Annotated in this window: 19 protein-coding genes; 5 read left to right on the top strand and 14 right to left on the bottom strand. The window is 69.1% G+C overall.

The features are described from left to right. Window positions 1-351 precede the first annotated feature (351 nt). The 4 genes from AC3WXD_RS00615 (at window position 352) to AC3WXD_RS00600 (ending at window position 8,178) form a co-directional block, all read left to right on the top strand. On the top strand, window positions 352-1,941 hold the full coding sequence (locus AC3WXD_RS00615; RefSeq protein WP_492322787.1) for a GGDEF domain-containing protein: 1,590 nt from the start codon (window positions 352-354) through the stop codon (window positions 1,939-1,941). Window positions 1,942-2,115: 174 nt separating this feature from the next. Continuing rightward, window positions 2,116-5,136, top strand: coding sequence for an MHYT domain-containing protein (locus AC3WXD_RS00610; protein WP_492322786.1), 3,021 nt, complete (start codon window positions 2,116-2,118; stop codon window positions 5,134-5,136). After that, window positions 5,133-6,158, top strand: coding sequence for a response regulator (locus tag AC3WXD_RS00605; RefSeq protein ID WP_492322785.1), 1,026 nt, complete (start codon window positions 5,133-5,135; stop codon window positions 6,156-6,158). Before AC3WXD_RS00610 ends, AC3WXD_RS00605 begins: the two co-directional genes overlap by 4 nt. A gap of 64 nt (window positions 6,159-6,222) precedes the next feature. Next, window positions 6,223-8,178, top strand: a complete 1,956-nt coding sequence (locus tag AC3WXD_RS00600) for a putative bifunctional diguanylate cyclase/phosphodiesterase (protein ID WP_492322784.1) — start codon at window positions 6,223-6,225, stop codon at window positions 8,176-8,178. Here AC3WXD_RS00600 and AC3WXD_RS00595 read toward each other — a convergent pair. The 3 genes from AC3WXD_RS00595 to AC3WXD_RS00585 all read right to left on the bottom strand — a co-directional run bounded on the left by AC3WXD_RS00595 (window position 8,119) and on the right by AC3WXD_RS00585 (window position 11,962). Then, entirely contained in the window at window positions 8,119-9,672 is a 1,554-nt protein-coding gene (locus tag AC3WXD_RS00595) for a sensor domain-containing diguanylate cyclase (protein ID WP_492322783.1), read from the bottom strand. The genes AC3WXD_RS00600 and AC3WXD_RS00595 overlap by 60 nt on opposite strands. Window positions 9,673-10,080: 408 nt before the next feature. Continuing rightward, a complete protein-coding gene (locus tag AC3WXD_RS00590) occupies window positions 10,081-11,097 on the bottom strand; it encodes an LLM class flavin-dependent oxidoreductase (RefSeq protein WP_492322782.1) in 1,017 nt (338 codons plus the stop codon). Window positions 11,098-11,221: 124 nt separating this feature from the next. Further along, window positions 11,222-11,962, bottom strand: coding sequence for a 4'-phosphopantetheinyl transferase family protein (locus AC3WXD_RS00585; RefSeq protein WP_492322781.1), 741 nt, complete (start codon window positions 11,960-11,962; stop codon window positions 11,222-11,224). Between the two features lie 434 nt (window positions 11,963-12,396). Here AC3WXD_RS00585 and AC3WXD_RS00580 point away from each other — a divergent pair, with 434 nt between their 5' ends. Beyond that, entirely contained in the window at window positions 12,397-12,966 is a 570-nt protein-coding gene (locus AC3WXD_RS00580; RefSeq protein WP_020203887.1) for an RNA polymerase factor sigma-70, read from the top strand. A 33-nt stretch (window positions 12,967-12,999) separates the two neighbouring features. Here the strand turns inward: AC3WXD_RS00580 and zigA are convergent, their stop codons facing one another. The 11 genes from zigA to AC3WXD_RS00525 all read right to left on the bottom strand — a co-directional run bounded on the left by zigA (window position 13,000) and on the right by AC3WXD_RS00525 (window position 24,507). Beyond that, on the bottom strand, window positions 13,000-14,196 hold the full coding sequence (gene zigA, locus AC3WXD_RS00575) for a zinc metallochaperone GTPase ZigA (RefSeq protein ID WP_020203886.1): 1,197 nt from the start codon (window positions 14,194-14,196) through the stop codon (window positions 13,000-13,002). A 295-nt stretch (window positions 14,197-14,491) separates the two neighbouring features. After that, on the bottom strand, window positions 14,492-15,703 hold the full coding sequence (locus tag AC3WXD_RS00570) for an acyl-CoA dehydrogenase family protein (protein WP_454732980.1): 1,212 nt from the start codon (window positions 15,701-15,703) through the stop codon (window positions 14,492-14,494). A gap of 56 nt (window positions 15,704-15,759) precedes the next feature. Continuing rightward, window positions 15,760-17,139, bottom strand: coding sequence for an MmgE/PrpD family protein (locus AC3WXD_RS00565; RefSeq protein WP_492322780.1), 1,380 nt, complete (start codon window positions 17,137-17,139; stop codon window positions 15,760-15,762). Next, window positions 17,136-18,113, bottom strand: coding sequence for a tripartite tricarboxylate transporter substrate binding protein (locus AC3WXD_RS00560; protein WP_492322779.1), 978 nt, complete (start codon window positions 18,111-18,113; stop codon window positions 17,136-17,138). The genes AC3WXD_RS00565 and AC3WXD_RS00560 overlap by 4 nt, the downstream gene beginning before the upstream one ends. Window positions 18,114-18,175: 62 nt before the next feature. Then, entirely contained in the window at window positions 18,176-19,003 is an 828-nt protein-coding gene (hpaI, locus tag AC3WXD_RS00555; RefSeq protein WP_492322778.1) for a 4-hydroxy-2-oxoheptanedioate aldolase, read from the bottom strand. After that, window positions 19,000-20,037 carry a hydroxymethylglutaryl-CoA lyase gene (locus tag AC3WXD_RS00550; protein ID WP_492322777.1) on the bottom strand — a complete coding sequence of 346 codons (1,038 nt, stop codon included), beginning with the start codon at window positions 20,035-20,037 and terminating at the stop codon, window positions 19,000-19,002. The genes hpaI and AC3WXD_RS00550 overlap by 4 nt, the downstream gene beginning before the upstream one ends. Window positions 20,038-20,062: 25 nt before the next feature. Beyond that, on the bottom strand, window positions 20,063-20,947 hold the full coding sequence (locus AC3WXD_RS00545) for an SMP-30/gluconolactonase/LRE family protein (protein ID WP_059415378.1): 885 nt from the start codon (window positions 20,945-20,947) through the stop codon (window positions 20,063-20,065). Window positions 20,948-20,964: 17 nt separating this feature from the next. Further along, a complete protein-coding gene (locus tag AC3WXD_RS00540; RefSeq protein WP_492322776.1) occupies window positions 20,965-21,453 on the bottom strand; it encodes a hotdog family protein in 489 nt (162 codons plus the stop codon). A gap of 4 nt (window positions 21,454-21,457) precedes the next feature. Further along, on the bottom strand, window positions 21,458-21,973 hold the full coding sequence (locus AC3WXD_RS00535; RefSeq protein ID WP_063923089.1) for an FAS1-like dehydratase domain-containing protein: 516 nt from the start codon (window positions 21,971-21,973) through the stop codon (window positions 21,458-21,460). 27 nt (window positions 21,974-22,000) lie between these two features. Further along, window positions 22,001-23,275: a CaiB/BaiF CoA transferase family protein gene (locus tag AC3WXD_RS00530; RefSeq protein ID WP_492322775.1), complete on the bottom strand. Its 1,275-nt coding sequence runs from the start codon at window positions 23,273-23,275 to the stop codon at window positions 22,001-22,003. A 68-nt stretch (window positions 23,276-23,343) separates the two neighbouring features. After that, complete coding sequence (locus tag AC3WXD_RS00525; protein WP_492322774.1) at window positions 23,344-24,507, bottom strand: NADH:flavin oxidoreductase/NADH oxidase; 1,164 nt, start codon at window positions 24,505-24,507, stop codon at window positions 23,344-23,346. Window positions 24,508-24,512 lie beyond the last annotated feature (5 nt).

The following is a 24,512-nucleotide window of genomic DNA, read 5'->3' as shown; positions in this document are numbered from 1 at the left end:
CCCTTAGAAGGCAATTGTGAAAAACTGTGAACGCGCATTCGCCGGGCGCGATGTCGGCGCCTGAGGTCGACGCCTGACATCGGCGCCTGACGCGAATCCGCGCGGGACTTCCGGCGCCCCAGGCCGCCGCGCCGCCGTACACGGCGCCACGGCAACCGGGTACAGTGCTGGCTGGTTGCCTTTGTGCCCCGGACGTTATCGAACGACCCTCTTCCGGCAGTGGCTTGCCCGCAACCCGCGGCATGCCCCGACGCGCGCCAGCCGGCGGCGGTCTTTGCGTCAGGCAAGCCGGCGGGCATTCGCCGGCCCGGACATAACGACGTTTTTCGACATGCTTCACGGAGGCCGATCATGGACGCTCCCGTCAAGGACGCTCCCGCCCCGCCTGCCGCATCGCCACGGCGCCATCGGCTGTCGCGGGCGATGGCCGGCGCGGCCCGGATGATCGGCAACCACCCGTATGCGGTGGGCATGGCGGGAACGCTGGCCGCCATCGTGGTGATGATCGTGCCGCTCGCGATGATGGCGGTCAGCCGCCATGAGGTCATCGACCACGCGCGCGAAACCTCGGAGAACCTGAATTCGATCATCGCGCTCGATCTCGAACGCAATTTCCGGTTCTACGACGTTCAGCTCCAGGATCTGGTCCGCAGCGTGGAAGCGCTGCGGGCGTGGCCACTGTCCACCGGCCTGCAAGACCGGGCGCTGTTCCGCAGCCTGCCCGACAGCGCCTATGTCGACGGCAAGTTCATTGTCGACGCGTCCGGCCGGATCCTCGCCTCATGGGACGGCAAGGAAACGGACCCCGCCTTGCGGCTGAGCGACCGCGACTATTTCTTCAGGCAACGGAACAACCCGTCGGCAGGTCTCGTCGTTTCGCATCCGTTCCGCTCGCGGATCAACGACGGCAAGCTGGCCATCGCGCTGACGCGCCGCATCAACGGCCCGGACGGATCGTTTGCGGGCATTGCCTTCTTCGAGGTACGCCTCGAATTCTTCCAGCGGCTGTTCGACAGGATAAACGTGGTGGCGCCGGGGATCGTCGAGATCCTGCTCGACGACGGCACGGTGCTGGCCGCAAAGCCGTTCTCGGAGAGTAGAGTCGGCACCAGCGTGGCCGGCTTGCCGGCGTTCAGGCCGATGGCCGCGCGCGGCAGCGGTTCGGTGATCGCGACCGGGACAGGCGCGATCGAGCGCCTGTATACGTACCAGCACGTTCCGGACTTGCCGCTCATTGCCGTGGTCGCCCCGTCGATGGAGGATGTGGCCGGGCGATGGCGCCGGCAATTCATCGTGACGGCCTGTGTCGCCGGCCTGTGGGGCATGGTGCTGATCGCCGGAGCGTGGCTGCTTGCCTACACGCTGCGCGACAAGTTGCGCGCGGAGGCCGAGCTGACGCGTCTTGCCACCACCGATCCGCTCACCAGGCTGGACAACCGGCGCACGCTGGATGAGCGGCTTCAGGGCGAATGGGACCGCGCGGTGCGCGACAAGAACGAGATGTCCATCCTGTTCATCGACATTGACCGCTTCAAGCTGTTCAACGACACGTACGGGCATGCCGCGGGCGACGAGATTCTCGCCACCGTGGCGAAATGCATTGCCGAGTCTGTGAGGCGATCGGTGGACGTGGCGGCCCGGTACGGCGGCGAGGAGTTCACGGTCGTGCTGCCCGGCACCGGGCACGACGGCGCCGCGCGCGTGGCGGAAACGATCCGCGGCAATGTCGAGGCCCTCGACATCTCAAATCGCGGCAGCGAAACGGGACGGCTGACGCTCAGCATCGGATGCGCGAGCTGCCGGCCCATCGACGGCGGCAGCCCGGAGAAACTGGTTTCGATCGCGGACGAACAGTTGTACAAGGCCAAGTCCTCCGGCCGGAATCAGGTACGTGCGGTCGTCGCCAAGGCGATGACGGCGCAGCCGGCGCCGCAGGATTAGCGCGACCGGCCCCGAAGCTAAAGAATCCGCCCGGCCTGCCGTTGATATTTTTCACGGAGGAAGACGCCGCTTTTTTTTGCATCACCGGAATTCCGGCCGTTCCCGACTCGCCTCGACATGGACGGCCGGGCCCGTTCAGCCCGTCATCGACCGTAGTGGAAAGGATTCCCGCACATGGGAGGATTCAAGCACATCTTTATCGACCCGTCCGTGGACATCCCGTTCCTGCACGGCACCTACGACGCGGGGCTGGTCGTGCTGTCGGTGCTGGTGGCGGCGTTCTCGTCCATCATGGCGCTGCAGATCGCCCACATCGCCCGCGGCGCCGAAATCCCCCTGCATCGCCACATCGCCATCGGCACCGGCGCCATCTCGCTGGGCGGCGGCATCTGGACCATGCACTTCATCGGCATGCTGTCGTTCCAGTTGTGCACCGCGGTTCACTACGGCACCGGGCTGACCCTGCTGTCCATCGTGCCCGCGCTTGCCGCGTCATGGGTCGCGCTGCGCAAGCTCTCGCTGCCCGAGGTCACGGCGCGGCAGGTATGCGTCTCCGGCACGCTGGTCGGCCTGGGCATCGCCGCGATGCACTACAGCGGCATGGCGGCCATGCAGATGAGCCCGCTGCTGCGCTATGACCCGCTCCGCTTCGCGCTGTCCGTCGTGCTGGCGGCCGGGCTGTCGATCCTGGCGATCTGGATCCGCTTCGGGCTCAACCGGTCGCGCCTCGGCGCGCTGCAGCGCCTCCTGGCCGGCGGCGGCGTCATGGGGCTGGCCATCGCGGGCACCCATTACGTGGGCATGTCGGCGGCCCGTTTCATCGGCCAGCCGGGCACGCCCGCCACGGGCATGATCCTCGACACCACGTTCGCGTCGCTGGCCCTGTCCACCTTCACGATCACCGTCACCGTCCTGGTGTTCGCCGCCAACGGCCTGATCCGCTATCGGCTGCTGTTCCGCAAGATGGGCGAGAGCGAATCGCGCATCCGCGCCATCGTCGAGACCGCCGTGGACGGCATCATCACCATCGACAGCCGCGGCATCATCCAGGCGTTCAACCAGTCCGCCGAGCGCCTGTTCGGCTGGCAGGCGCACGAGGTCATCGGCCGCAACATCAAGATGCTGATGCCGGAGCCGGACCAGTCCCGCCACGACGAGTACCTGGACAATTACCTGACGTCCGGGGTGCCCAGGATCATCGGCTCGGGCCGCGAGGTCGAGGGCCTGCACAAGGACGGCACCCTGATCCCCATCCGGCTCGCCGTGGGACGGGTCGAGCTGCCCGGCGCGCCGCTGTTCGTCGGCTTCGTGACCAACATCGCCGAGCGCCGCAATCTCGAGAAATCGCTGCGCGAGGCGGCCGAGCGGGCCGAGCAGGCGGCCTCGGCCAAGAGCACCTTCCTCGCCAACATGAGCCACGAGATTCGCACGCCGATGAACGCCATCATCGGCTTCACCGAATTGCTCCTCAAGGGCGAGCTGACGCCGCTGCAGCGCAGCCACCTGACCACCATCCGGCAATCGTCCCGCTCCCTGCTGGGACTGCTCAACGATATCCTCGACACGACCCGGCTGGAGAAAGGCGCGCTCGAACTGGAAACCATCGACTTCTCTCTGAAGGAAGTCACCGAGCACATCCTGGCCTCGCTGCGCCTGAGCGCCCAGGCCAAGAACCTGGCGCTGACGATGGTCTACCCGGAGGACATGGAGCGGTATTTCAAGGGCGACCCGCTGCGCATCCAGCAGGTGCTGACCAACCTGATCGGCAACGCCATCAAGTTCACCGAGCGCGGCGCGGTCACGGTCGAGTTCCGGCCCGAGAACGGCCTCGTGCACATCCGGGTCAGGGACACCGGCATCGGCATGAGCAGCCAGCAACTGCAGACCATCTTCGATCCGTTCTCCCAGGCCGATGCCAGCATCGGCCGCCGCTTCGGCGGCTCGGGACTCGGCACCACCATCGCCCGGCAGCTGGTGGAGCTGATGGCGGGCTCGATCTACGCCGACAGCGTGCCCGGCGAGGGCAGCGTGTTCCACGTGCTGCTGCCGCTGCGCCACGGCGCGAGGCCGGGCGCGCAGCCGGCGGACGCCGGCGCCGTCGCGCTGCCGCCGCTGGACATCCTGATTGCCGACGACGTGCCGCAGAACCTGGAGCTGCTGACGCTGATGCTGGCCGGGCGCGGCCACAAGGTCACGGCGGCCGGCGACGGCGACGAAGTGGTCCGCCTGGCGCTGTCGCGCCGCTTCGATCTCGTGCTGATGGACATGCACATGCCCGGCATGGACGGCCTGTCGGCAACCCGCCTGATCCGCCAGCGCGAGCAGGCCGCGAACGCCGCGCCCACCCCCGTCATCGCGCTGACCGCCAGCGTGATGGACTCCGACCGGCGCGCCGCGCGCGAAGCGGGCATGAACGGCTTCGCGGCGAAGCCGCTCGACCCGCCCAAGCTGCTGGCGGAGATCGCGCGCGCCCTCGGCCTGGACGCCACGCCGCCACACGCCGGGCCGGACCCGCAGAAGCCGGACGAGCACCGCCACCTGATCGACTGGACGCTGGGCGTTTCGCTGTGGGGCGGCAAGGCGCGCCTGGCGCAGGCGCTGCGCACGTTCCTGGCCGAGGCGGCGGCGCGGCATCCGCTGCCCGACGAGAATGCGCCGCACATCGACTGGGACGCCGCCATGTTCAGCCTGCACGGCATCCGCGGCGCCGCCGGCAACCTCGCCCTGCCGCGCGTCACCGAGCTGGCGAGCACGCTCGAGGACAAGATCCGGGGCGGCGCGCGGGAAGAGGTCCGGCCGCAGCTGACCCGGCTGCGCGACATGCTGGCCGACGCCGCGGAGGAATTGCGGCAGTCCGGCGCGCTCGCGCCGGCGCCCTCCCTGGCACCTTCCCCGCCACCCTCCGCATCGCCCTCGGCGGCCGCGCCCGTGGCGCCGGCCCCCGGTCCCTGCGACGACGCGGACGACGAGGAAACGTGCCGGCAGATGGAGGACCTGCTCGCCTGCCTGGAGCGCAGCGAGCTGAACGCGCCGGCCCTCGGCGCCGTGAACGCGTGGCTGCGCCGGCGCGGCGAACACACCCGGTGCGAGGCGCTGAACGACGCCATCGACGCCTTCGACTTCGCGCAGGCCGCGGCCCTCGCGCGGCGAATCCTGGAGAGCCTGGCCAGGCGCCCGTCCGGCAGCACCATATGAGAAAACTCACCGACCCCCGCCAGACCCTGCTGCTGGTGGACGACGAACCCACCAACCTGCAGTTGCTGCGCCACACGCTCCAGGACGACTACCGCCTGTTCTTCGCCAGGGACGGGGAAAAGGCCATCGCGCTGGCCCGCGCCGAGCAGCCCGACCTGATCCTGCTGGACGTGATGATGCCGGGCATCTCGGGCTACGAAGCCTGCCAGGTGCTGAAGCAGTCGCCGGCGACCGCCTGCATCCCGGTCATCTTCGTCTCGGCCCTTTCCCGGGAGGCCGACGAGCAGCGCGGCTTCGACCTGGGCGCGGTGGACTACATCAACAAGCCGTTCAGCCCCGCCATCGTCAAGGCGCGCGTGCGCAACCACCTGTCGCTGATACGGGTCCATGCGCTGCGCGAGACCCGGCTGCAGATCGTCCAGTGCCTGGGCGTGGCGGCCGAGTACAAGGACAACGAGACCGGGCGGCACGTCATCCGCATGAGCTACTACGCGCACACGCTCGCGCTCGCCGCCGGCTACAGCCAGGCGGCGGCCGACGACCTGCTGCATGCGGCGGCCATGCACGACGTCGGCAAGATCGGCATCCCCGACACCATCCTGCAAAAGCCGGGTAAGCTTACCGAGCAGGAATGGCAGGTCATGCGCGAGCACACCACGATCGGCGGCCGGATCATCGGCACGCACGAGGCGGGCGGCCTGTTGCACATGGCGCGCGTCATCGCCGAGAATCACCATGAGAAGTGGGACGGCAGCGGCTATCCGCGCGGCCTCAGGGGCGAGGAGATTCCCCACGTCGCGCGCATCGTCGCGCTGGCCGACGTGTTCGACGCGCTCACGAGCGTGCGCCCGTACAAGGCGGCGTGGCCGATCGGGGACGCGGTGGAGCACATCCGGCGCAGCAGCGGCTCGCACCTCGATCCCGAGCTGGCATCGCTGTTCCAGCAATGCCTGCCGGCGATCCTGGAGATCCGCGAACGCTGGGCCGACGCATCCCCGCCGGCGCCCGCCCCGGAACCGTAGCGCCGGGCATCCGGGGACGGCACGCAGAAGAAGCACAAGAGACGCGGCACGGGAGAGGAGCAAGATGATGCAACTGCAGTTGCTGGCAAGACTTCGGCGGCTCTGGTCGGTCGAGCGCGACAACCCCGCGTTGCTGAAGGCCCAGTACAGGGCGTTCTCCCGGAAGATCCCGCTGATGTATTTCGTCCTGCTGGTCAACAGCTGGGCGCTGGCCTTCACCCATCTCGACGCCGCGCCGCGCTGGCTGGCGGTCTACTGCCCCATCGCGCTCAGCGCGCTCTGCGTTGCGCGCTTCGCCTACTGGCACCGGATGCGACACACCGAGCCGACCGCGGACATGGCCTGGCGGGCCCTGGTGCTCACCAACCGCTTCTCCGTCCCGGTGGCGGTCAGCTTCACGGTCTGGGCGGTATTGCTGTTCCCCTACGGCGACGACTACGCGCGCGCCCACGTCGCCTTCTACATGGGCATCACGGTGATCAGCTGCATCTTCAGCCTGATGTACCTGCGCTCGGCCGCGCTCACCACGGCCCTGATCGTCAACGGCACGTTCATCGTGTTCTTCCTCGCCACGGGCATCCCGACGTTCGTCGCGACCGCGGCCAACATCGTGCTGGTCACGGGGGCGATGCTGGCCATCGTCATGAGCCACTACCGGGACTTCACCCGCCTGATCGACGCGCAGGTGCGGGCCGAAGCGCTCGGCAACGAGAACCTGCTGCTGGCGAACCTGGACAGCCTGACCCAGCTCCCCAACCGGCGGAAGTTCTTCGCGCTCCTGAACGCCGCCTGCGACAAGGCGCGCGCCGGCGGCAACCGCTTTGCGGTCGCCATCATCGATCTCGACGGATTCAAGCCGGTCAACGACCTGTACGGCCACGCGCTGGGCGACCGGCTCCTGACGGAGGTCGGCCAGCGCCTGCGCTGCCTGTGCGACGAGCACAGCCACGTCGCCCGCCTGGGCGGCGACGAGTTCGCGCTGATCCTGGGCGACGCGCCCGATGACGCGCAGTTGCAGGCCTTCGGCCAGCGCGTCTGCGCCGTGCTGCACGCGCCGTTCCTGCTTGCCAACACCACCATCCACATCGCCGCGTCGGCCGGGCTCGCCACCTTCCCCGACATGGCGGCCGACGCGACCACGCTGTACGAATACGCGGACTACGCGCTCTACCACGGCAAGCGCAGCAACCGGGGCGCCGTCAGCCTGTTTTCCGCCAGCCACCGGGACCAGCTCCACCGGGACGCGAACATCGAGCAGGCGCTGCGCAAGGCCGATCTCCAGCAGGAACTCTCCGTCCACTTCCAGCCCATCGTCGACGTCCGCAGCAACGCCACCATCGCCTTCGAGGCGCTCGCGCGCTGGACCAGCCCGATGCTCGGGCGCGTGCCGCCGATGCACTTCATCCCGGTGGCCGAGCGCACGGGCATCATCGGCCAGTTGACGCGCATCCTGGTGGCCAAGGCGCTGGCGGCGGCGGCGCGCTGGCCCGCCGACGTGCGGCTGTCGCTCAACCTGTCCGCGCACGATCTCGGCTCCGTCGAAAGCGTGCAGAATCTCGTCGCGCTGATCCAGGCGGCGGCGTTCGATCCGCGCCGCCTCGACCTGGAGATCACCGAGACCGCCATGATGTACGACCTCGACCAGACCCGCTGGGCCACCGACCGCCTGCGCCAGCTCGGCTGCGGCATCACGCTCGACGACTTCGGCACGGGGTACTCCAGCCTCAGGCAACTGCACGCCCTCGCGCTGACCAGCATCAAGATCGACCGGAGCTTCGTGACCGGCATCCAGGACAATCCGACCAGCTACAAGATCGTCAGGTCCCTGCTGGCATTGAGCCGCGACATGGGGCTGGGCTGCGTGGTCGAAGGCGTGGAAACCCGGGACGAGATGCGCGTCGTGAAGGAACTGGGCGGCTCGCTGGTGCAGGGCTACCTGTACTCGCGGCCCATGCCGGAATCAGAAACGGGCCCCTGGATTCTCGCCAGCCGCGACGGCACCGCGATCGCTCCCTGCTGACCAGACCGCCGCCGGTCCGAATCCCGGCCCGAACGCCGGCACCGACTCCGGCCCGGCGTCCGCAAGCAGCGCTTCCTCCTGCGGCAGGCACAGGACCAGCAGCCAGCCGTTCGCCATCGAGATTTCCTCGACGCGATAATGCCCGCCGTCATACATCTCGACCGAGATGCTCCGCTGCGGCTGGCTGCGCCGCAGCGTGTCGGCCACCGACAGCCACACCCGGATGTCGTCGGTCTCGATGCGCGGACCGCACTTGCGCCGGTAGCAGCTATACAGGATGTCGCTGAACGTGCGCGTCTTGGGCAGCACCCCGTACAGCCGGCGGAATACTTCGTTGGCCCAGGCCAGGCGATCCGACGGATCGAAGATCGCCGCGGCGATGCCTCCCAGCTCCAGCCCGACCATCAGCCGCATCCCGGGCGGCAGCGACGGCTCGCCTTTCGCGCCCTTCTTGCGCGCGGACTGGGTATCGGCGAAGGCATGATGGCCGGCGACGACCACGCGGTTCCGGCCCTGCTCCTTGGCGCGGTAGAGCATCTGGTCGGCCAGTTGTATCCACTCGTCGCGGCTCGCGAGATCCGGCGTCAGCCCCGCGATGCCGATGCTCACGGTCACGGCGCGCCCTTCCAGGATCGGCTTGTCGCGCAATTCCGCCTGCAGCCGCTTCATGAACAGGCCCGCGTCGTGCGCGGTCGTATGCGGCATCAGGACGACGAATTCCTCGCCGCCGTAGCGCCCGACCACGTCCGACCGGCGGAAGCCGCCCTTGAGCCTCGCCGCGAACCGGCGGATGACCTTGTCGCCGACCGGATGCCCCAGATCGTCGTTGATGCTCTTGAAATGATCGAAGTCGATCATGGCGAGCGCGGCCGGATCGCCGCCGCGCTGGAATCTCAGATATTCGGTCTGGATGCTGGCGTCGACGTGCCGCCGGTTGTGCAGGCCCGACAGCGCATCGTGCAGGCTCAGCTGGGTCAGTTCCTCGCGCTGCGCCTGCAGGCCGCTGATCGCCCGGTAGGCCCGCTGCCCGACCAGCAGGAGATAAGCGAACAGCAGCAGCGCGCACGCCCACAGCACCGGCATGGAAGGCGCCGGCTGCCACGCCACGCCATAGACGAGCCCGCCCGCCGCGATGCCGCCGGCATGCGCGGCCATGCCGCGCGCGAACTGGCGCCAGCCTCCGGCGATCATGCTGTCCATCGCCTTCAGAGACAGCATCAGGACGCCGGGCAGGAGACTGAAGGCCGTCGCGGCGGTCCACATGCCCACGGCGAAATGGTCCACCAGCAGCGCGCGGCGCTCCGGGCTCACCTGGTCCGCGGCGCGGCCGCGCAGCCAGCGGGCGACGTGCGGCCACGCGACCCCGTGCAGGGCCGGCCCCAGCCAGAACCACCAGGGCGCGCGCCGCTCCAGCAGCACCAGCCCCACGCACAGAAACCCGAGCCCGCAGCCGAGCACGCGCGTGCCATAACTTCCGCGCAGGAAGCTATCCATCCATGTCCTGGGAGGCGCCGGGCGCGCGCCCGTTTTCAGGGCAGGCAACGGAGATGGCGGCCGGGGCCGCATGAGAAGGGGCGCGGGGCAGGCGCCGCCGCGCCGCCGGGGTACGCGCGCGCATCGGCACGCGCGCCGCTACCGGTTTCGCAAACCGAAACCCGTGCGCGCAATTTGCGCCAGACGTGCGGCATGATCCCTGTCCTTTCGATTGCTGGCCACGAACATACCGAGATATGCCGGCGCGCCTTTTTCCGCGCGACTCAAGCCCATGATTCGGGCCCATGATCCGGGCCCGCGATTCGATTCGGGCCAGACCGGCCCGCGCGTGATTATACGTGAAGCCATCCCGGCATCCGGGCGCGCCCGGTCCGCCACGTTGTAGGAAAGCCGACATTGCCGACGATGTCAGGTTTCTCCCAAACCCAGCGCTTCGGCGAACAGCGCCAGCGCCGCGCGCGCCCTGGCCGGATCGTGCGTGGCGGGCTTGAGCAGCAGGCGGTGCGGCCCCAGGCGCTCGCGCAGCCTGCGCGCCTGCGCGGCGCAGTGCGCGGGATCGCCGATCACGGCATTGGCCATGATGACGTCGTCGCTCGCGTCCGCGGCGAACATCGGCGGCAGGTTGCCCGCGGCGAACTGCACCTGCATGGCGCTGGGATAGGCGCGCACGCCGGCCACGCCATGCGCCACCGCGCGGCCGTGGTCGCTCTCGCAATGGAAGAAGCGCGCGATGGCGAACGGGAAGTCGCCGCGCCGCGCGCGCTCGGCCGCCACCAGCGCCGCCACGCTGGCCAGGTCCGACGACGGCGTCGCCATCAGGCCGTAGCCGTACTGCGCGGCCACGCGCAGCGCATCGCCGCTCAGGCTGGCCAGCCATACGGGCACCGGCTGCTGCCAGGGCCGCGGCGACAGCGCCACGCCCTCGCAGCGATGAAAGCGTCCCGCGAAGCTCGTCACCGGCTCGCGCCACAGTTGCCGGATCAGCGCGAGCGCCTCGAGCATGCGCTCGCGCGCCTCGCCGGCCGACGCCAGCCCCGCCACCTGGTACTGCTGCGGAAACGGCCCGCCGCGCGCGACGCCGAACTCGACGCGCCCGCCGCTGAGCAGGTCGAGCGTGGCCACGTCCTCGGCCACGCGGACCGGGTCGTTCATGGCCAGCAGCGAGGCGCCGGTGCCCAGCCGGATCTGCGCCGTGCAGGCCGCGATGTGGGACAGCAGCACCAGCGGCGCGCTGCCGACGGCAAAGGGGCTGTAGTGATGCTCGGCCACCCAGGCTTCGTGAAAGCCCAGGGCCTCGGCCGCCACCGCGATGCGCACGGCCTGCGCCAGCGCGTCGCGCGCATCGTTGCCGGGGTTCTCGACGTTGATGAAGACACCGTAGCGTTGTGGGAAGTCCGACATGGCGGGCAGTGGTTTGGTGGCCATGCCCGGTCAACGCAATTTCCAGGCCCGGCGGCGCGAGCGTTCGCGCTGGCCGCGGCACATGGTTCCGCGCATGGTTCCGTCAGCCGCGCCCGGGTCCCGCGCCGGCGGCCGGCCACGAGCCGCGTCACCCGCCGCCCGGCTGCGCCAGCCACGCCACCGCGGCGGCGTAGCCCGCCGGCGCGGGCAGCGCATGCAGCTCCGGCGCCATGCCGCCGCCCAGCAGGGCCGCCATCTCCGGCGTTTCCGGCGTCAGGCCGAAGCGCATCCCCTCCACGCCGGGCAATACCGACACCTGCTGCAGATGCGCGGCGATGCCCACGCCCAGCGCCTTGAGCAGCGCCTCCTTGGCGGTCCACAGCGCATGAAAGGCCGCCGGCCATCGCGCGGGAGCCAGCACCCTCAGCCATTCGCGCTCGCGCGGCGTGAAGCACATCTGCGCCATCCCGCGCAGCGCCGCATGGTCCAGCGCGGCATCGATGCGCTCCACGTCCACGCCTGCCTGCGCCACCGCCGAAGCCTCTCCCAGCGCCACCAGCCCGTGCGCGCCCGCATGCGAGACGTTGAAGGCCGGCGCGCCGGGCAGGTCGAGGCAAGGCTTGCCGTGCGCGGACGCGGCCAGCGGCAGCGCCCGCGGCGGCATGCCGAGCCGCTCGGCCAGCAGCATGCGCAGGCTGGCGCGCGTCACCGCGAAGCGCAGGCGGTCGGCCGGCTGGCGCAGCGCCGCGCAGCGGTCCCGCTCGGGGCCGCTCAGGCAGGGCAGCGCGTCGGCCAGCGCCATGCCGCGGCCGGACAGGTCGAGCCGCCACAGGTCCAGCGCCGGGCAAGGGCTGGCCACGCGGAGCGGCATGGCGGCTGGCGGGGTCATCGGCCTCCTGGGTGACGGGGCCGCGTAACGGGCCCGGAACTGGGAAGACGGATGGGACCCGCGCGAATTTAAGCGCCGGACAAACGGCCGGACAAGCGCCGGATGAGCATCGGAGGCGCGCCAGGGACGCTTGCCCGACTGCCTTCGCCCGCGCCGAAGCCGACACGAAACCGCCGCCGGATTGCCTCGCGGCTGCCTCGGGATTGCCTCCGAATCGCCGCCGAATCGCCCCCGGAGCGACACGATTTCGTCATAGGAATGCTCCTAGACGAGTATCGCAGCGTGGAATTTAATGCTTTTCACACCACGAAATTGGAGCACGAAAATATAGGAATGCTAACTACAGCGTTACTTTTTTCTTAATTGACAACCATTCGCATTCTCATTAACTTGTCCTGCCCGTACCGCCAACGCTAACGTTCCAGGAGCTTCCCGTGAACCACGCTTCCGACCTGCGCGCCAATCTCGCCGATCTCGCCCCGCTGGGCTGGGACACTGGCAGCGATCTGCTGGGCCTGTTCCTGGAACATCGCGCAGCGCTGGTGGGCGCCGCCGCGCGCATCGTCGGCTCGCGCCACCAGGCCGAGGACGTGGTGCAGGACACGTTCCTGCGGCTGCGCGGCATGGACGGCGACACGCCCGCCATCCGCGCCAAGCTCAGCTACCTGTTCCAGATGGTGCGCAACCTCGCCATCGACGCCTACCGGCGCCAGAGCCTGGAGCAGAAATGGATGGCGCCCGAGGAAGACGGCATCCACGCGCCCTCGCCCGCCACGCTGCCGGAGACGATCGCGATGGACCGCCAGGCGCTGTGCGCGCTGTCGGGCGCGCTGGCCGAACTGCCCGAGCGCACCCAGCAGGCATTCGAGATGTGCCGGCTGCAGGGCATGACGCAGAAGGAGATCGCCGCGGTGCTGGGCGTGTCGCCGACGCTGGTGAACTTCATGGTGCGCGACGCCTGCATCCACTGCCGCGCGCGGCTGATCCGCCAGCAGGTGATCTGACCGGCCGGCCACGCGGGGCCGGCGCCGCCGGCGTCATTCCCAGGCGGGAAACGGGTCGTCGTATCCGAGCCAGGCCGGCGGCCCCTCGGCCATCTCGGCGTCGCGCAGCAGGCAGTCGTCGAGGCGGCGCCGCAGTTCCGCCTCGGCCATGCCGATGCCGATCAGCACCAGTTCCTGGCGCGCGTCGCCGACGCGCTCGTCCCAGTTCCGGCGGATCGCCGCCACGGCTTCGGGGTCCGCCGGCCAGTGCTCGGGCGGCACCGCGGCCCACCAGTATCCCGCCTGCCCGTGGCGCCAGACGCCGCCCGCCTGCGACCACGAGCCCGCATGAAGCGGCCTGCTGGCCAGCCAGAAGAATCCCTTGGAGCGGATCACGCCGGGCCATTCGCTGCCGATCAGGGCGAAGAAGCGCGCGGGATGGAACGGGCGGCGCGCGCGGTAGACGAAGTTGGCGATGCCGAATTCGGTGGTCTCGGGCGTATGCTCCCCGCGCAGTTCCTTGAGCCAGCCCGGCGCCCTGGAGGCGGCCTCGAAATCGAAGAGGCCGGTCCCGAGTACCTTGTCGAGCGCGATCTTGCCGAACTCCGAAACCTCGATCCTGGCGCGGGGATTGAGGCGCTGCAGGATCGCCATCAGCCGGCCCCGCTGCGCGTCCGTGACGAGGTCGACCTTGTTGAGCAGGATCACGTCGCAGAACTCCACCTGCTCGATCAGCAGGTCCACCACGGTGCGGCGGTCCTCCTCGCCAAGCGATTCGCCGCGCGACTGCAGGCTGTCGCGCGAACCGTAGTCCTTGAGGAAGTTGTAGGCATCGACCACCGTGATCATGGTGTCCAGCCGCGCCACGTCCGACAGGCTGCGCCCGTCCTCGCCGGTGAAGGTGAAGGTCTCGGCCACCGGCAGCGGCTCGGAAATCCCCGTGGACTCGATCACCAGCTGGTCGAACTTCCCTTCCCTCGCCAGGCGGCCGACTTCCAGCAGCAGGTCTTCGCGCAGCGTGCAGCAGATGCAGCCGTTGCTCATCTCGACCAGCTTCTCGTCGGTGCGCGACAGCTCGGCGCCGCCATCGCGCACCAGCGCCGCGTCGATGTTGACCTCCGACATGTCGTTGACGATGACGGCCACGCGGCGGCCTTCCCGGTTGTTCAGGATGTGATTGAGCAAGGTCGTCTTGCCCGCGCCGAGAAAACCGGACAGGACGGTGACGGGAAGGCGGGGGGTCGTATTCATGGGCTGTGCCTGCTGGTGCCTTTCGGACGGGGTCGATGCTGCGTGGCCGCCGCCGTGCGGCGCCTCCCTGCGGACCGGCAAGCCGCCTCCGCGCACCGGATTCCGGGTCCGCCGCCACCGCGTCGCCAGCCACGCTCTCTTGCAACTCAGTTGCACGGCAATCATAAATGCAACATAGTTGCATTGCAAGCACGAAGCGAGCAGTCCGGGAGGGCCGAGGAACCGATGCGCCCCGCGGGCCGGCGGAGGCCGCGCCCGCCGCGCCCGCCACGGACACGAGGGCGCGGCAGGCGCGTCAGCCCTTGAGCAGCTTGCGCGCGATCAGCACGCGCTGGATCTCGCTGGTGCCGCCGCCGATCTGCGCGTGGCGCAGGTAGCGGTAGAACAGCGTCAGCGGCAGTTCCAGGGCCTCGCCCATCGCGCCATGCACCTGGATGGCCTCGTTGACGCAGCGCGCGCCCCATTCCGTCGAGACCAGCTTGACCATCGCCGCCTCGGTCCGCACGTCCTCGCCGGCGTCGGCGCGCGCGGCCACCGAGTAGGTGAGCGAACGCAGGGCTTCGATATCGATCGACATGTCGACCAGTTTCCACTGGATGGCCTGGCGCTCGGCAATGGGCTTGCCGAATGTCACCCGCTGCTTCGCCCAGTCCACCGACATGTCCAGCGCGCGCTGCATCTTGCCGAGCGCATACGGGCCGCGCAGCAGGCGGTCGTGGATGGTCAGCCATTTCTGGCCGAGGGAGAAGCCCGCGCCCACGTCGCCGAGGACGTTCGCGCCGCTCACCCGGCAATTGTCGAAGTGCACCACGTATTGCGACGGCTTCGGCCCGAGCCACGTGCGGATGCCGCATGCCTCGATGTGCACGCCGGGGTTGTCGCGCTCCACCAGGAACATGGTGATGCCGCCGCGCTGGCGCTTTTCGGAATCGGTGACCGCCTGGACCATGATGATGTCGGACTCGGCCGCCATCGAAATCCACATCTTGGTGCCGTTGATGATCCAGTCGTCGCCGTCGCGCACCGCGCGCGTCTGCATCATGCCGCCGGGGTCCGAACCGGCGTTCGGCTCCGTCTGCGCGAACGACGTGGTCATCTCGCCGCGCACGACCGGCTCGAGGAACCGCTCCACCTGCTCCCCGCGGCACTGGTAAAGAATGTTCGGGACGTTGGCGAACGGAAACGGCACCGGCGTGTAGTTGAACTGCTCCAGGATGGCGATCTGCGCAAGCATGGAAAGCCCCGATCCGCCGTGCTCCTCCGGCACCATCAGGTTCCACAGCCCGGTTTCCTTCGAGATCCGCGTCAGGCGCTCGACCACGTCGGGGCCAAACACGTTCTTGAGGTTGATGGTTTCCTTGACGCCATAGGCGTGTTCGGAGCTTGCCAGGTATTGCTGCTCGAGCGGGAGCAGTTCCTCGCGGACGATGCGCGCCGCGACGTTGCAGAACTCCTGCACGTCGTCGGGAAGCTTGAATACGTTTTCGGTGCTGGGTGTTGAATTCACGGGAATTTCCTCAAACGGAAGGATGGGGGAAACATGGCGAGCGGCGTTCACGCCGTTCACGCCGGAATGATCCGGTCGAGCAGTTGAGCCATCGGCATCGCGTCCGCCGCGTCGCTGAACAGGGTGGCGCCGATTGCCTCGCCCGCGCCCGGCTGCCGGCCGCAGCGGGCCAGCCGCTGCCCGAAGATCCGCGTGGACGTGGCGGCGTCGTGATAGAGCCAGGTCCTGGGGGCATCGGCCGCGTGACATACGCGGGAGGTGCCGTCCTCGAAGTGGACCGTCAGGACGGCATCGAGCTTGGTGCCCTCGTCACTGGGAACGATTTGGGTCTTTCCGACCAGCGCCAGCAGCGCCGGGTCATGACGCCGATGCAGCGAAACGTCGTATTCGAGATCGCCCAGCACCAGCATCGCGGCGGTTGCGAAGGCCGTGCTGGCAAGTGCCTGGACGGGCAGGTCGAACGGCCCCTTGTACTGGGTGCCGGGGTACTCCGCATAGGCGCGCCAGATGCGGATCTCGATGCGCGTTATCCGGCTGGTGTCGATGCCCTCGTCATGCATCAGCCTGGCCGCGCGGACCGCCGCCATGTTGTCGCCCAGCGTGGCCCAGGGCTTGGCATAGATGTCGAGCATGGCGTCGTCGCGCAGCGGCAGCGTCCAGCCCGGCGGAACGGCATCGAGTCCCGCCAGGGCCTGCAGCAATCCCTTGGGCCCGGCCAGCGCGGTGCGCGCGCCGACGACGTCGCGCTGCGCCAGCTGGGCCGCCAGCAGCCCGCCGCGCGCGGCCTGCGCGTTTTGCGCGCGCCATTCGTCGGAGCCGCAGCGCAGCGGCGCCAGCGTGCCGCCCGTGATGCTGGCCGCGATCGCCAGCGCATTCGCCGTGCGGGCCGCGCTCAGGCCCAGGACGACACTGGCCGCCGCCGCGGCGCCGATGGTGCCGAGGGCCGGGCTGGTGCGCACGCCACGCTGGATCAGGGCATGCGCGACATGCTCGTGGTCGCCCAGCCAGTTCAGCACCGTGTAGCCGGCAATCAGGCCGCGCACCGCGCGCTCCACGCTGGCCCCGGTCGCCTCGGCCACGCCGACCGCGACAGGCGTGATCAGGGAACCCGGATGGCACCACGAGTGCGGATCGGAATCGTCGTGGAAGTGCGCGTGCACGGCGACGGCGTTGGCCGTGACCGCTTCGGACAGCACCGCGCGGATGCCGTACGGCCAGAGCCTGGGGCTGGCCGCGTCCGGCGGGAGCGCCGTGGTCGCGTCGCGCATGGCCAGCGTGGTGGCCTCGTCGCGGGCGATCTGCGCCAGGCCCAGGGCGTCCAGCAGGCAGGCCTTGGCCTTCTCCCGGACGGCGGGCGAGAACGTGCGGGTGGCGAAGCCGGCCACGGACTCGCCCAGCCCCGGGATCAGCGTGTCGTCGGTAGTGGACGTGCTCATTTCTGTACCTCGCTCTTGGCCACGACCCTGGCCCACTGGGAAACCTGATCGGACAGGAACTTCGCCGATTTCTCCGGCGAATAATTGGCCACGATCATTCCCTGCTTCTCCACCCACTCCTTCATTTCGGGGGAGGCCATGATCCGGTTCACCTGCTCGCTGAGCCATTTCATTCTCTCGGCCGGCATCCTGGCCGGCGCGGCCAGGCCCAGCCATCCGTCGACCACATATCCCGGCAGGCCTGCCTCCTCCATCGTGGGAACGTCCTTCAGCAGCGGCGAGCGCGCCTTGCCCGTGACCGCCAGGGCGCGGACCTTGCCCGAGCGGATCTGCGGCTCGCCCGTCGTGATGGCGTCGAACATCATGGGCACCACGCCGGCCATGACGTCCACCATCGCAGGCCCCGCGCCGCGGTACGGGATATGCGTCATCTTCACGCCGCTCATCTGCCCCAGCAGCTCGCCCGACAGATGCGGCGTCGTGCCCTTGCCCGACGACGCATAGCTCAGTTGCAGCGCGCCCGAGCGCCCGAGCGCCAGCAGCTCCTTGACGGAATGCGCCGGAACGTTCGGCCCCACCACCAGCACGTTGTTCGAGAGCGTCAGCACCGAGACCATCGACAGGTCCTTCAGGACGTCGTAGGACGGCTTGGGCGGCATGCTGACGTTGATCGCGTGCGACGTGATGATCATGCCGAGCGTGTAGCCATCGGGATCGGCCTTGGCCACGGCGTCCATGCCGATGTTGCCCCCGGCGCCCGGACGGTTGTCGACGACGAACGGCTGGCCGCTGGCCTCCGTCAGCTTCTTGGCCAGGATGCGCCCGAGCACGTCGGTGGTGCCGGCGGGCGCGAACGGAATGATCAGCCGCACGGGCTTGTCCGGATACGCGCCCGACGCGATGGCCGCCTGCGACCAGGCGGCGGCGCCAAGCGCGGTGGCTGCGATGAGTACTCCCAGTCTTTTGTATTTCATTTATGTCTCCTTTGGTGCCTCGTTGGTCTGCCGAGCGGACAGGCGCGGGATGGACCAGAAAATCAGTACGTGACTTGCGGGTTGTGCGCTCCTCCTCTTCCACGGCCGAAGTGGCCAGCCAGACTGTCGATGCCGCGCGCCAAGAGCGTGACGTCGGTGCCCACGGCGACGAAGCGGGCGCCCAATTCCAGATACCTGCGCGCCAGCGCGGGGTCGCTGGTCAGAATGCCGGGCGCCTTGCCGGCGGCGGCGATGCTGGCGATGGCGCCTTCGATCGCCTGTTGCACGGCGGGGTGCGACGGGTTGCCGGGATGGCCGAGCGAGGCCGCCAGATCGGCCGGGCCGATGAAGACGCCGTCGACGCCGTCGGTCCGTGCGATGGCCGCCAGGTGTTCGAGGGCGGTCGAGGTCTCGACCTGCACCAGCAGGCAGACCTGCTCGTCGGCACTTGCGATGTAGTCGCCGCGGCGGCCGAACCAGGAGGCGCGCGCCAGGGCCGCGCCCACGCCGCGCACGCCAAGCGGCGGATAGCGCGTTGCCGCGACCAGCGCCCGGGCCTGCTGCGCCGTGTCCACCATCGGAACCAGCAGCGTCTGGGCGCCGATGTCGAGGTACTGCTTGATCATCCAGGCCTCGCCGCTGGGCGGGCGCACCACCGGCGCGGCGCGATGGGATGCGACGGCCTGCAACTGCCCGAGAATGCTGCGCACGTCGTTGGGGGCATGCTCGCCGTCGATGAGTACCCAGTCCATGCCCGACGCCGCGCAGATCTCGACCGAGTACGGGCTCGCCAGGCCCGCCCAGATGCCGATCAGCGTTTCGCCCGCACGCAGGCGGCGCTTGAACGCATTCACCGGCGCCCGCTGGAAGTCCTCCGCCGGCGCACTCATGCCGCCCCCGTCGCGTTTTCCGCGCGTGCGGCGACGCGGCGGCGCAGCACGTCAAGACTCCCGGCGACTTTCAGGCTGCCCGGCAGCGGATGCCCGACGATGTCCTCGGCCAGCTCCGCCGCGGCGATCAGCGCGTCGAGATCGAGCCCGGTCTCGATGCCCATCTCGGCCAGCATGAAGGCAAGATCCTCCGTGCACACATTGCCCGCGGCGCCCTGGTTTGCCGCGAACGGGCAGCCGCCCAGGCCGGCGATGGTGGCGTCGAACAGGTCGACCCCCATCTGCAGCCCGGCGTAGGCATTGGCGATTCCCATGCCGCGCGTGTCATGCAGATGCAGCCCGACGCGCAGCGCCGGGTAGCGCTCCCTGACCGCGCCGACGACGCGCTTGATGGCTTCGGGCGTCGCCCACCCCATGGTGTCGGCCAGCGAGACCTCGCCGATGTCGCAGCCATGCTCCCGGCCGATGTCCATGATCGCGTCGACCTGCCGCAGCACCGCGTCGACGGGGACCTCGCCCTGGTAGTTGCAGCCGAAGGCGGCCATCACGCTGCCGCGGTCCACGTTCACGCCGCTGGCCTTGAACAAGGCCATCATGGCGCGCTGCGCGGCCAGGTTCTCTTCCTGCGTGCGCTGCTGATTGCGGGCCAGGAACTGGGCGGAAGCGGTGGTGGAGATCGAGCCGCGGAAGTCCAGCCGCCCGCTCGCCAGCGCGCGCTGGAATCCCTTGTCGTTCAGCCAGAGCGCCGTGTAGCGCACGCCTTCCTTGCGCCGGAACCCTCGGACCACGGCCTCCGCGTCCGCCATGCCGGGCACGCGCTGCGGGTTGACGAAGGACACCGTCTGGATCTGCTTCAGCCCGGTCTCGGACAGTGCGTCGATCAGCGCGATCTTTCGCTCGGTCGGGATGTTTCCCTTCTCGATCTGGAAACCCTCGCGGGGCCCCTCCTCGTTGATCTGGACAAACTTCGGAAAATCAGACATCTCAAACTCCTCGGCAATGTTTCTGTTGGCATCGATTGCTGATGAACCCATCCGGCACCGCGCCGGCCATGCCGGTTCAGCCGGAGAAAAACGGCTCCGGCACCCCGCGCGCGCCAAGCCCGTGGATGGCGAACACCGCGCCGGCCAGCGGCTGCGACGCGCGCGACGCATCGGGCACCAGCACCGAGGTCGACGTCACGTACAGCACGTCCAGCCCCGCGCCGCCGAAGTTGCACATGGTGGGATGGCTGACGGGCAGCCGGACCATCCGCTCCAGCCGGCCGTGCGGATCGAACCGTCCCACCGCGCCATCGCCGATGAGCGCGCACCAGTAATAGCCGTCGGCATCGAACGTGGCGCCATCCACGCGCCACGGCAGGCCGCGGGTATCCAGGTACACCCGCTTGTTGCTGATGGCGCCGGTGTCCAGATCGAAGTCGTAGCGCCAGATGGTGTCGCCGCGGCTGTCGCCAAACACGAGCGTCTTGTCGTCCGGACTGAAGGCCATGCCGTTGGACACGATGAAGCCGCTGTCCATCTTGTGCACGCTCTCGTCGGGATCGAGCCGGTACAGCGAGCCGCCGGGATTTTCATTGCCCGCGTCGCGCGTGCCGCACCAGAAGCGCCCGCGCCGGTCGCAGCGGCCGTCGTTCAGGCGGTTCTCCGGCAACTGCGGTTCCGGGTGGACGATCGTGGTCAGCGCCCCGGTCGCCGGATCGAGCCGGCAGAAGCCCTGCTTGAGCGCCACCACGATGCCGCCATCGCGCGCGAACACGAAGGAGCCGATGTTGCTCGGCATCTCCCACGTACGCGTGGTGCCGTCGGCCTCGAGCCGGCGCAGGGCCGGGCGGCGGGTGTCGACCCAGTACAGCCGGTGCTCGGTCGGATGCCACATGGGGCACTCGCCCAATTGATCGATCTCCTGGCAGGCGATCTCGATTTCGTAACTCAGTTTGGTCATGGGAATGGCTCTTGGATTCACGCCGACGCGGGTTCGGCGGGCGCGACGAACGGGTAAGGCACGGGTTCTCCGTCGCGGTACGGCAAGGCGATCACCGCCGTGCCCGGCGTGGAGTCCTTCTGCGTTTCGTCGCGGATTCCCAGCTCCAGGTCGACAAGCCCGAAGGCCTCGGCGCGGCGCGTGTTCACGACCTTGCCCCACAGGGCGAGCCGCTCGCCCACCAGGTTCATGGCGCGGAACTGGAAGCCGATCTTCCAGACCCAGCCCGCGGACCCGGCCCACGCCTTCAGGTATTCGGCGATGAATTGCTGCTTGAGAGAACCGTTGATCAGCAAGCCGGGCAGTTCGTCGTGCTGCTGGGCGAACGGCAGGTCGTAGTGGATCTTGTGCCAGTTCTCGACCGCGGCCGACCAGCGCATCAGGTGCGCGGTGGTCAGCGGCCCTTTCATCAGCGGGGAGAGGTCGTCACCGATGCCGACGTCTTCGAAGTTCCTGCGAGAGCTCATGGTCTTATCTCCTGATCAGCGTTTTTTTCACCCGCATCAGCGGCTCGCCGGATTCCGTCTCATAGGTGGTCTCGATGACCACCATGATCATCGGACCGGAGCGGGACTCGCGTTCGTAGATGTCGGCGTAGCGCGACTGCTGGTAGATCCGCTCGCCGTGGCGCGCGTAGCGAAGCAGCTCGATCTCGGCGCCGCCGTTGAGCAGGGCCATCCCGTGGAGCGGCAGCTCCGGCAGTCCGCTGCCGACAGCGGTGACGAGGCCGTCGAAATCGGGGTCCTGCGCGCGCTCGCTCAGCGGGTCGCCCGCGCCATACGGCAGCCGGAACAGGAACGCCGGATACAGCGGGGGCGCCACCGCGCCGCCATGACGGGGATGGCGGTCATCCATATAGGCCGGATCCGCGTCCATGATGGCCTGGGCATAGCGCCGCACGGCGCCGCGCTCGACGGCGTCGCAGGCGGGCCTGCGCTCGCCCTGCATGCCGATGTGCCGGCGGACTTCGTCGGTAATCAATGTCATGAAATCTCCTCCTGGTGACCGGATGGGTTACGCCTGGACTTCGGGCTGCGCCGGCGCGTACTGCCGCCAGCCGTGGTCCAGTCCAATGACTCGGCGCGCCGCGAGTTCCTCGAGCTGCTGCGCCGTGTAGCCGAGCTCGTTCAGCACCTCGGCGGTGTGCTGGCCCAGCCGCGGCGGCGGCAGGCGCACCGCTCCGGGCGTGTCGCCCAGGCGGAAAGGCAGGCCGGCCATGCGCATCGGCCCCAGGCCCGGCAGCTCCAGGTCCTCGATCAGATGCGCGGCCTGCACCTGCGGCTGCGCCACCACCTGGTCGATCTTGTTTACCGGGGAGCACGGCACGCCCTGCCCGGCCAGCCGCGCCGTCCAGTAGGCCACCGGGTGTTGCGACACGACCTCGGCGATCAGGGCAATGAGTTCCTGCCGGTGAAGCGAGCGCACCCGCGCGTCGGCGAAGCGTTCGTCGTCGATCCACGCCTCGCGCTCCAGCGCGCGGCACAGGCCCTGCCACATGCGCTGGTTGAACGCGGCGATCACGATCCAGTCGTCGCTGCCCTGGAAGGCGCGGTAGATGGGACTGCTCAACGCGCCGCTGCCGCTCGGGCCCGGCACTTCGCCGCTGGCGAAATGGCGCGTGAGGAAATGGGCGAGCATGGCGATCTGCCCTTCGAGCAGCGACGTGTCCACCTGTTGCCCGAGGCCGGTGGCATGGCGAGCCTGCAAGGCGGTCAGCACGCCGATCGCGGCGAACATTCCGCCGCCGATGTCTGCAACCGAAATCCCCATCTTGGCCGGCGACCCGCCCATCTCCCCGGTGATGCTCATGCCGCCCGAATAGGCTTGCATGAACAGGTCGTTGGCTGGTTGCGCCGCCAGGGGCCCGGTGCTGCCGAAGCCGCTGATGCTGCAATAGATCAGCCGCGGATTGGCCCGGGAGAGCTCGGCCCACCCCAGGCCGAGCCGGTCCAGCACGCCGGCGCGGTAGTTCGTCACCAGCACGTCGGCGCCCTCGATCAGCGCGCGCGCCGCCGCGACACCCTCGGGATGCTTGAGATCCAGGGCTATGCCGCGCTTGTTGCGATTTGCCGAGGCGTAGTAGTAGCCCATCGAGCCGTGGAAATACGGCGGCCACGCGCGGCTGTCGTCGCCCTCGCCAGGGCGCTCGATCTTGATGACGTCGGCACCGTAGTCGCCCAGCGTCATGGCGCAGAAGGGCCCCGCCATGGCAACGCCGATCTCCACCACCCTGATTCCCGCCAGCGCGGCTTCCGGCACGGTGGGTCCCGCTTTCTGTTCCGTAGTCATAGGTTAATTTGCAATGCGAATAATCAATTCATTGAAAGGGCAAAAAAAAATTTGCGGCCAGGGCCGGCTCAGCGCGGCGCCTGCCGCCCCGCCTGCCACGTCGACAGGCAGCGCGCGAAACCCGCGTTGGCGCGCTTTTCGAGCCAGTAGCCGTAGTTGGCCGGAACCGTGGCGTAGGCATCCTGCTGGTCGAGCTTGGCCGCGGCATCCAGGGCCCAGTGCGGGTTGTAGAGCAGCTCGCGGCCCAGCGCGACAAGGTCGGCCTGACCGGCCTGGAGGATGGCCTCCGCCTGTTCGGCATGGATGATCAGGCCGACCGCCATCGTGCCGATGTCCAGCTCCCGGCGAATCGTCTCGGCGTAGGGCACCTGGTAGCCATAGGACGGCGAGGGGCCGGGATCGGCGACGGAGCGCGCCGTCATGCCGCCCGCGCTGCAATCGACGATGTCCACGCCGTGCGCCTTCAGGCATTGCGCGAAGCGCAGGCTGTCGGCGATGGTCCAGCCCGCCTCGTCCGTGGCCGAGATCCGGCAGAACAGCGGCTTGTCCTGCGGCCAGGCCGCGCGCACCGCGCTCACTATCTCCAGCGGGAAGCGCATCCGGTTTTCCAGCGAGCCGCCGAATGCGTCGGTGCGCTGGTTGGCGGCGGGCGACAGGAACTGGTGCAGGAGATAGCCGTGCGCCGCGTGGATCTCCAGGACATCGAAACCGGCGGCATGGGCCCGCTTTGTCGCCTCGCTCCACCTGCGCACCTGGTCCCGCATGTCGGCTGGCGTCATGGCGCGCGGCACGCTGGCGCCGGCCGTATGCGCGATGGCGCTGGGGCCGATGATTTCCCAGGCCTCCCCGTGGTCGACTCCCGGCGCCTCCGCCAGCGGCGCGCGGCCCTGCCAGGGCAGCGAATTGCGCGCCTTTCTCCCCGAATGCCCCAGCTGGATGCCGGCCGCCGCACCATGCTGGCGCAGAAAGGCGGTCACGCGGCGCAGCGGCTCGATGAAGTCGTCCTTCCAGAGGCCCGGATCGTTCGGCGTGGTGCAGCCGCGCGGGTCGACCTTGGTGGACTCCATGAAGACCAGCCCGACGCCGCCCACCGCGAACTTCCCGAGATGCACCAGGTGCCAGTCGGAGATGAATCCGTTGCGCGCCGAATAGGTCAGCATGGGCGCCAGCACGATCCGGTTCTTGAGTGTCACGCCGCGCAGCTGGAGCGGGGAAAACAGTTTCGCCTGCATCGTTT

This window comes from Cupriavidus sp. FW216-B1, assembly GCF_058789195.1.
This window is presented reverse-complemented; position numbering and strand designations above follow the sequence as displayed.

What these genes read in the sequence shown, in the direction of transcription:
- AC3WXD_RS00565 (WP_492322780.1), bottom strand. Translation starts at nt 17,139, where the DNA reads ATGAGCACGTCCACTACCGACGACACGCTGATCCCGGGGCTGGGCGAG.
- zigA (WP_020203886.1), bottom strand. Translation starts at nt 14,196, where the DNA reads ATGAATACGACCCCCCGCCTTCCCGTCACCGTCCTGTCCGGTTTTCTC.
- AC3WXD_RS00550 (WP_492322777.1), bottom strand. Translation starts at nt 20,037, where the DNA reads ATGGGTTCATCAGCAATCGATGCCAACAGAAACATTGCCGAGGAGTTT.
- AC3WXD_RS00545 (WP_059415378.1), bottom strand. Translation starts at nt 20,947, where the DNA reads ATGACCAAACTGAGTTACGAAATCGAGATCGCCTGCCAGGAGATCGAT.
- AC3WXD_RS00540 (WP_492322776.1), bottom strand. Translation starts at nt 21,453, where the DNA reads ATGAGCTCTCGCAGGAACTTCGAAGACGTCGGCATCGGTGACGACCTC.
- AC3WXD_RS00590 (WP_492322782.1), bottom strand. Translation starts at nt 11,097, where the DNA reads ATGGCCACCAAACCACTGCCCGCCATGTCGGACTTCCCACAACGCTAC.
- AC3WXD_RS00525 (WP_492322774.1), bottom strand. Translation starts at nt 24,507, where the DNA reads ATGCAGGCGAAACTGTTTTCCCCGCTCCAGCTGCGCGGCGTGACACTC.
- AC3WXD_RS00615 (WP_492322787.1), top strand. Translation starts at nt 352, where the DNA reads ATGGACGCTCCCGTCAAGGACGCTCCCGCCCCGCCTGCCGCATCGCCA.
- AC3WXD_RS00605 (WP_492322785.1), top strand. Translation starts at nt 5,133, where the DNA reads ATGAGAAAACTCACCGACCCCCGCCAGACCCTGCTGCTGGTGGACGAC.
- AC3WXD_RS00595 (WP_492322783.1), bottom strand. Translation starts at nt 9,672, where the DNA reads ATGGATAGCTTCCTGCGCGGAAGTTATGGCACGCGCGTGCTCGGCTGC.
- AC3WXD_RS00585 (WP_492322781.1), bottom strand. Translation starts at nt 11,962, where the DNA reads ATGACCCCGCCAGCCGCCATGCCGCTCCGCGTGGCCAGCCCTTGCCCG.
- AC3WXD_RS00610 (WP_492322786.1), top strand. Translation starts at nt 2,116, where the DNA reads ATGGGAGGATTCAAGCACATCTTTATCGACCCGTCCGTGGACATCCCG.
- AC3WXD_RS00560 (WP_492322779.1), bottom strand. Translation starts at nt 18,113, where the DNA reads ATGAAATACAAAAGACTGGGAGTACTCATCGCAGCCACCGCGCTTGGC.
- AC3WXD_RS00530 (WP_492322775.1), bottom strand. Translation starts at nt 23,275, where the DNA reads ATGACTACGGAACAGAAAGCGGGACCCACCGTGCCGGAAGCCGCGCTG.
- AC3WXD_RS00535 (WP_063923089.1), bottom strand. Translation starts at nt 21,973, where the DNA reads ATGACATTGATTACCGACGAAGTCCGCCGGCACATCGGCATGCAGGGC.
- hpaI (WP_492322778.1), bottom strand. Translation starts at nt 19,003, where the DNA reads ATGAGTGCGCCGGCGGAGGACTTCCAGCGGGCGCCGGTGAATGCGTTC.
- AC3WXD_RS00600 (WP_492322784.1), top strand. Translation starts at nt 6,223, where the DNA reads ATGATGCAACTGCAGTTGCTGGCAAGACTTCGGCGGCTCTGGTCGGTC.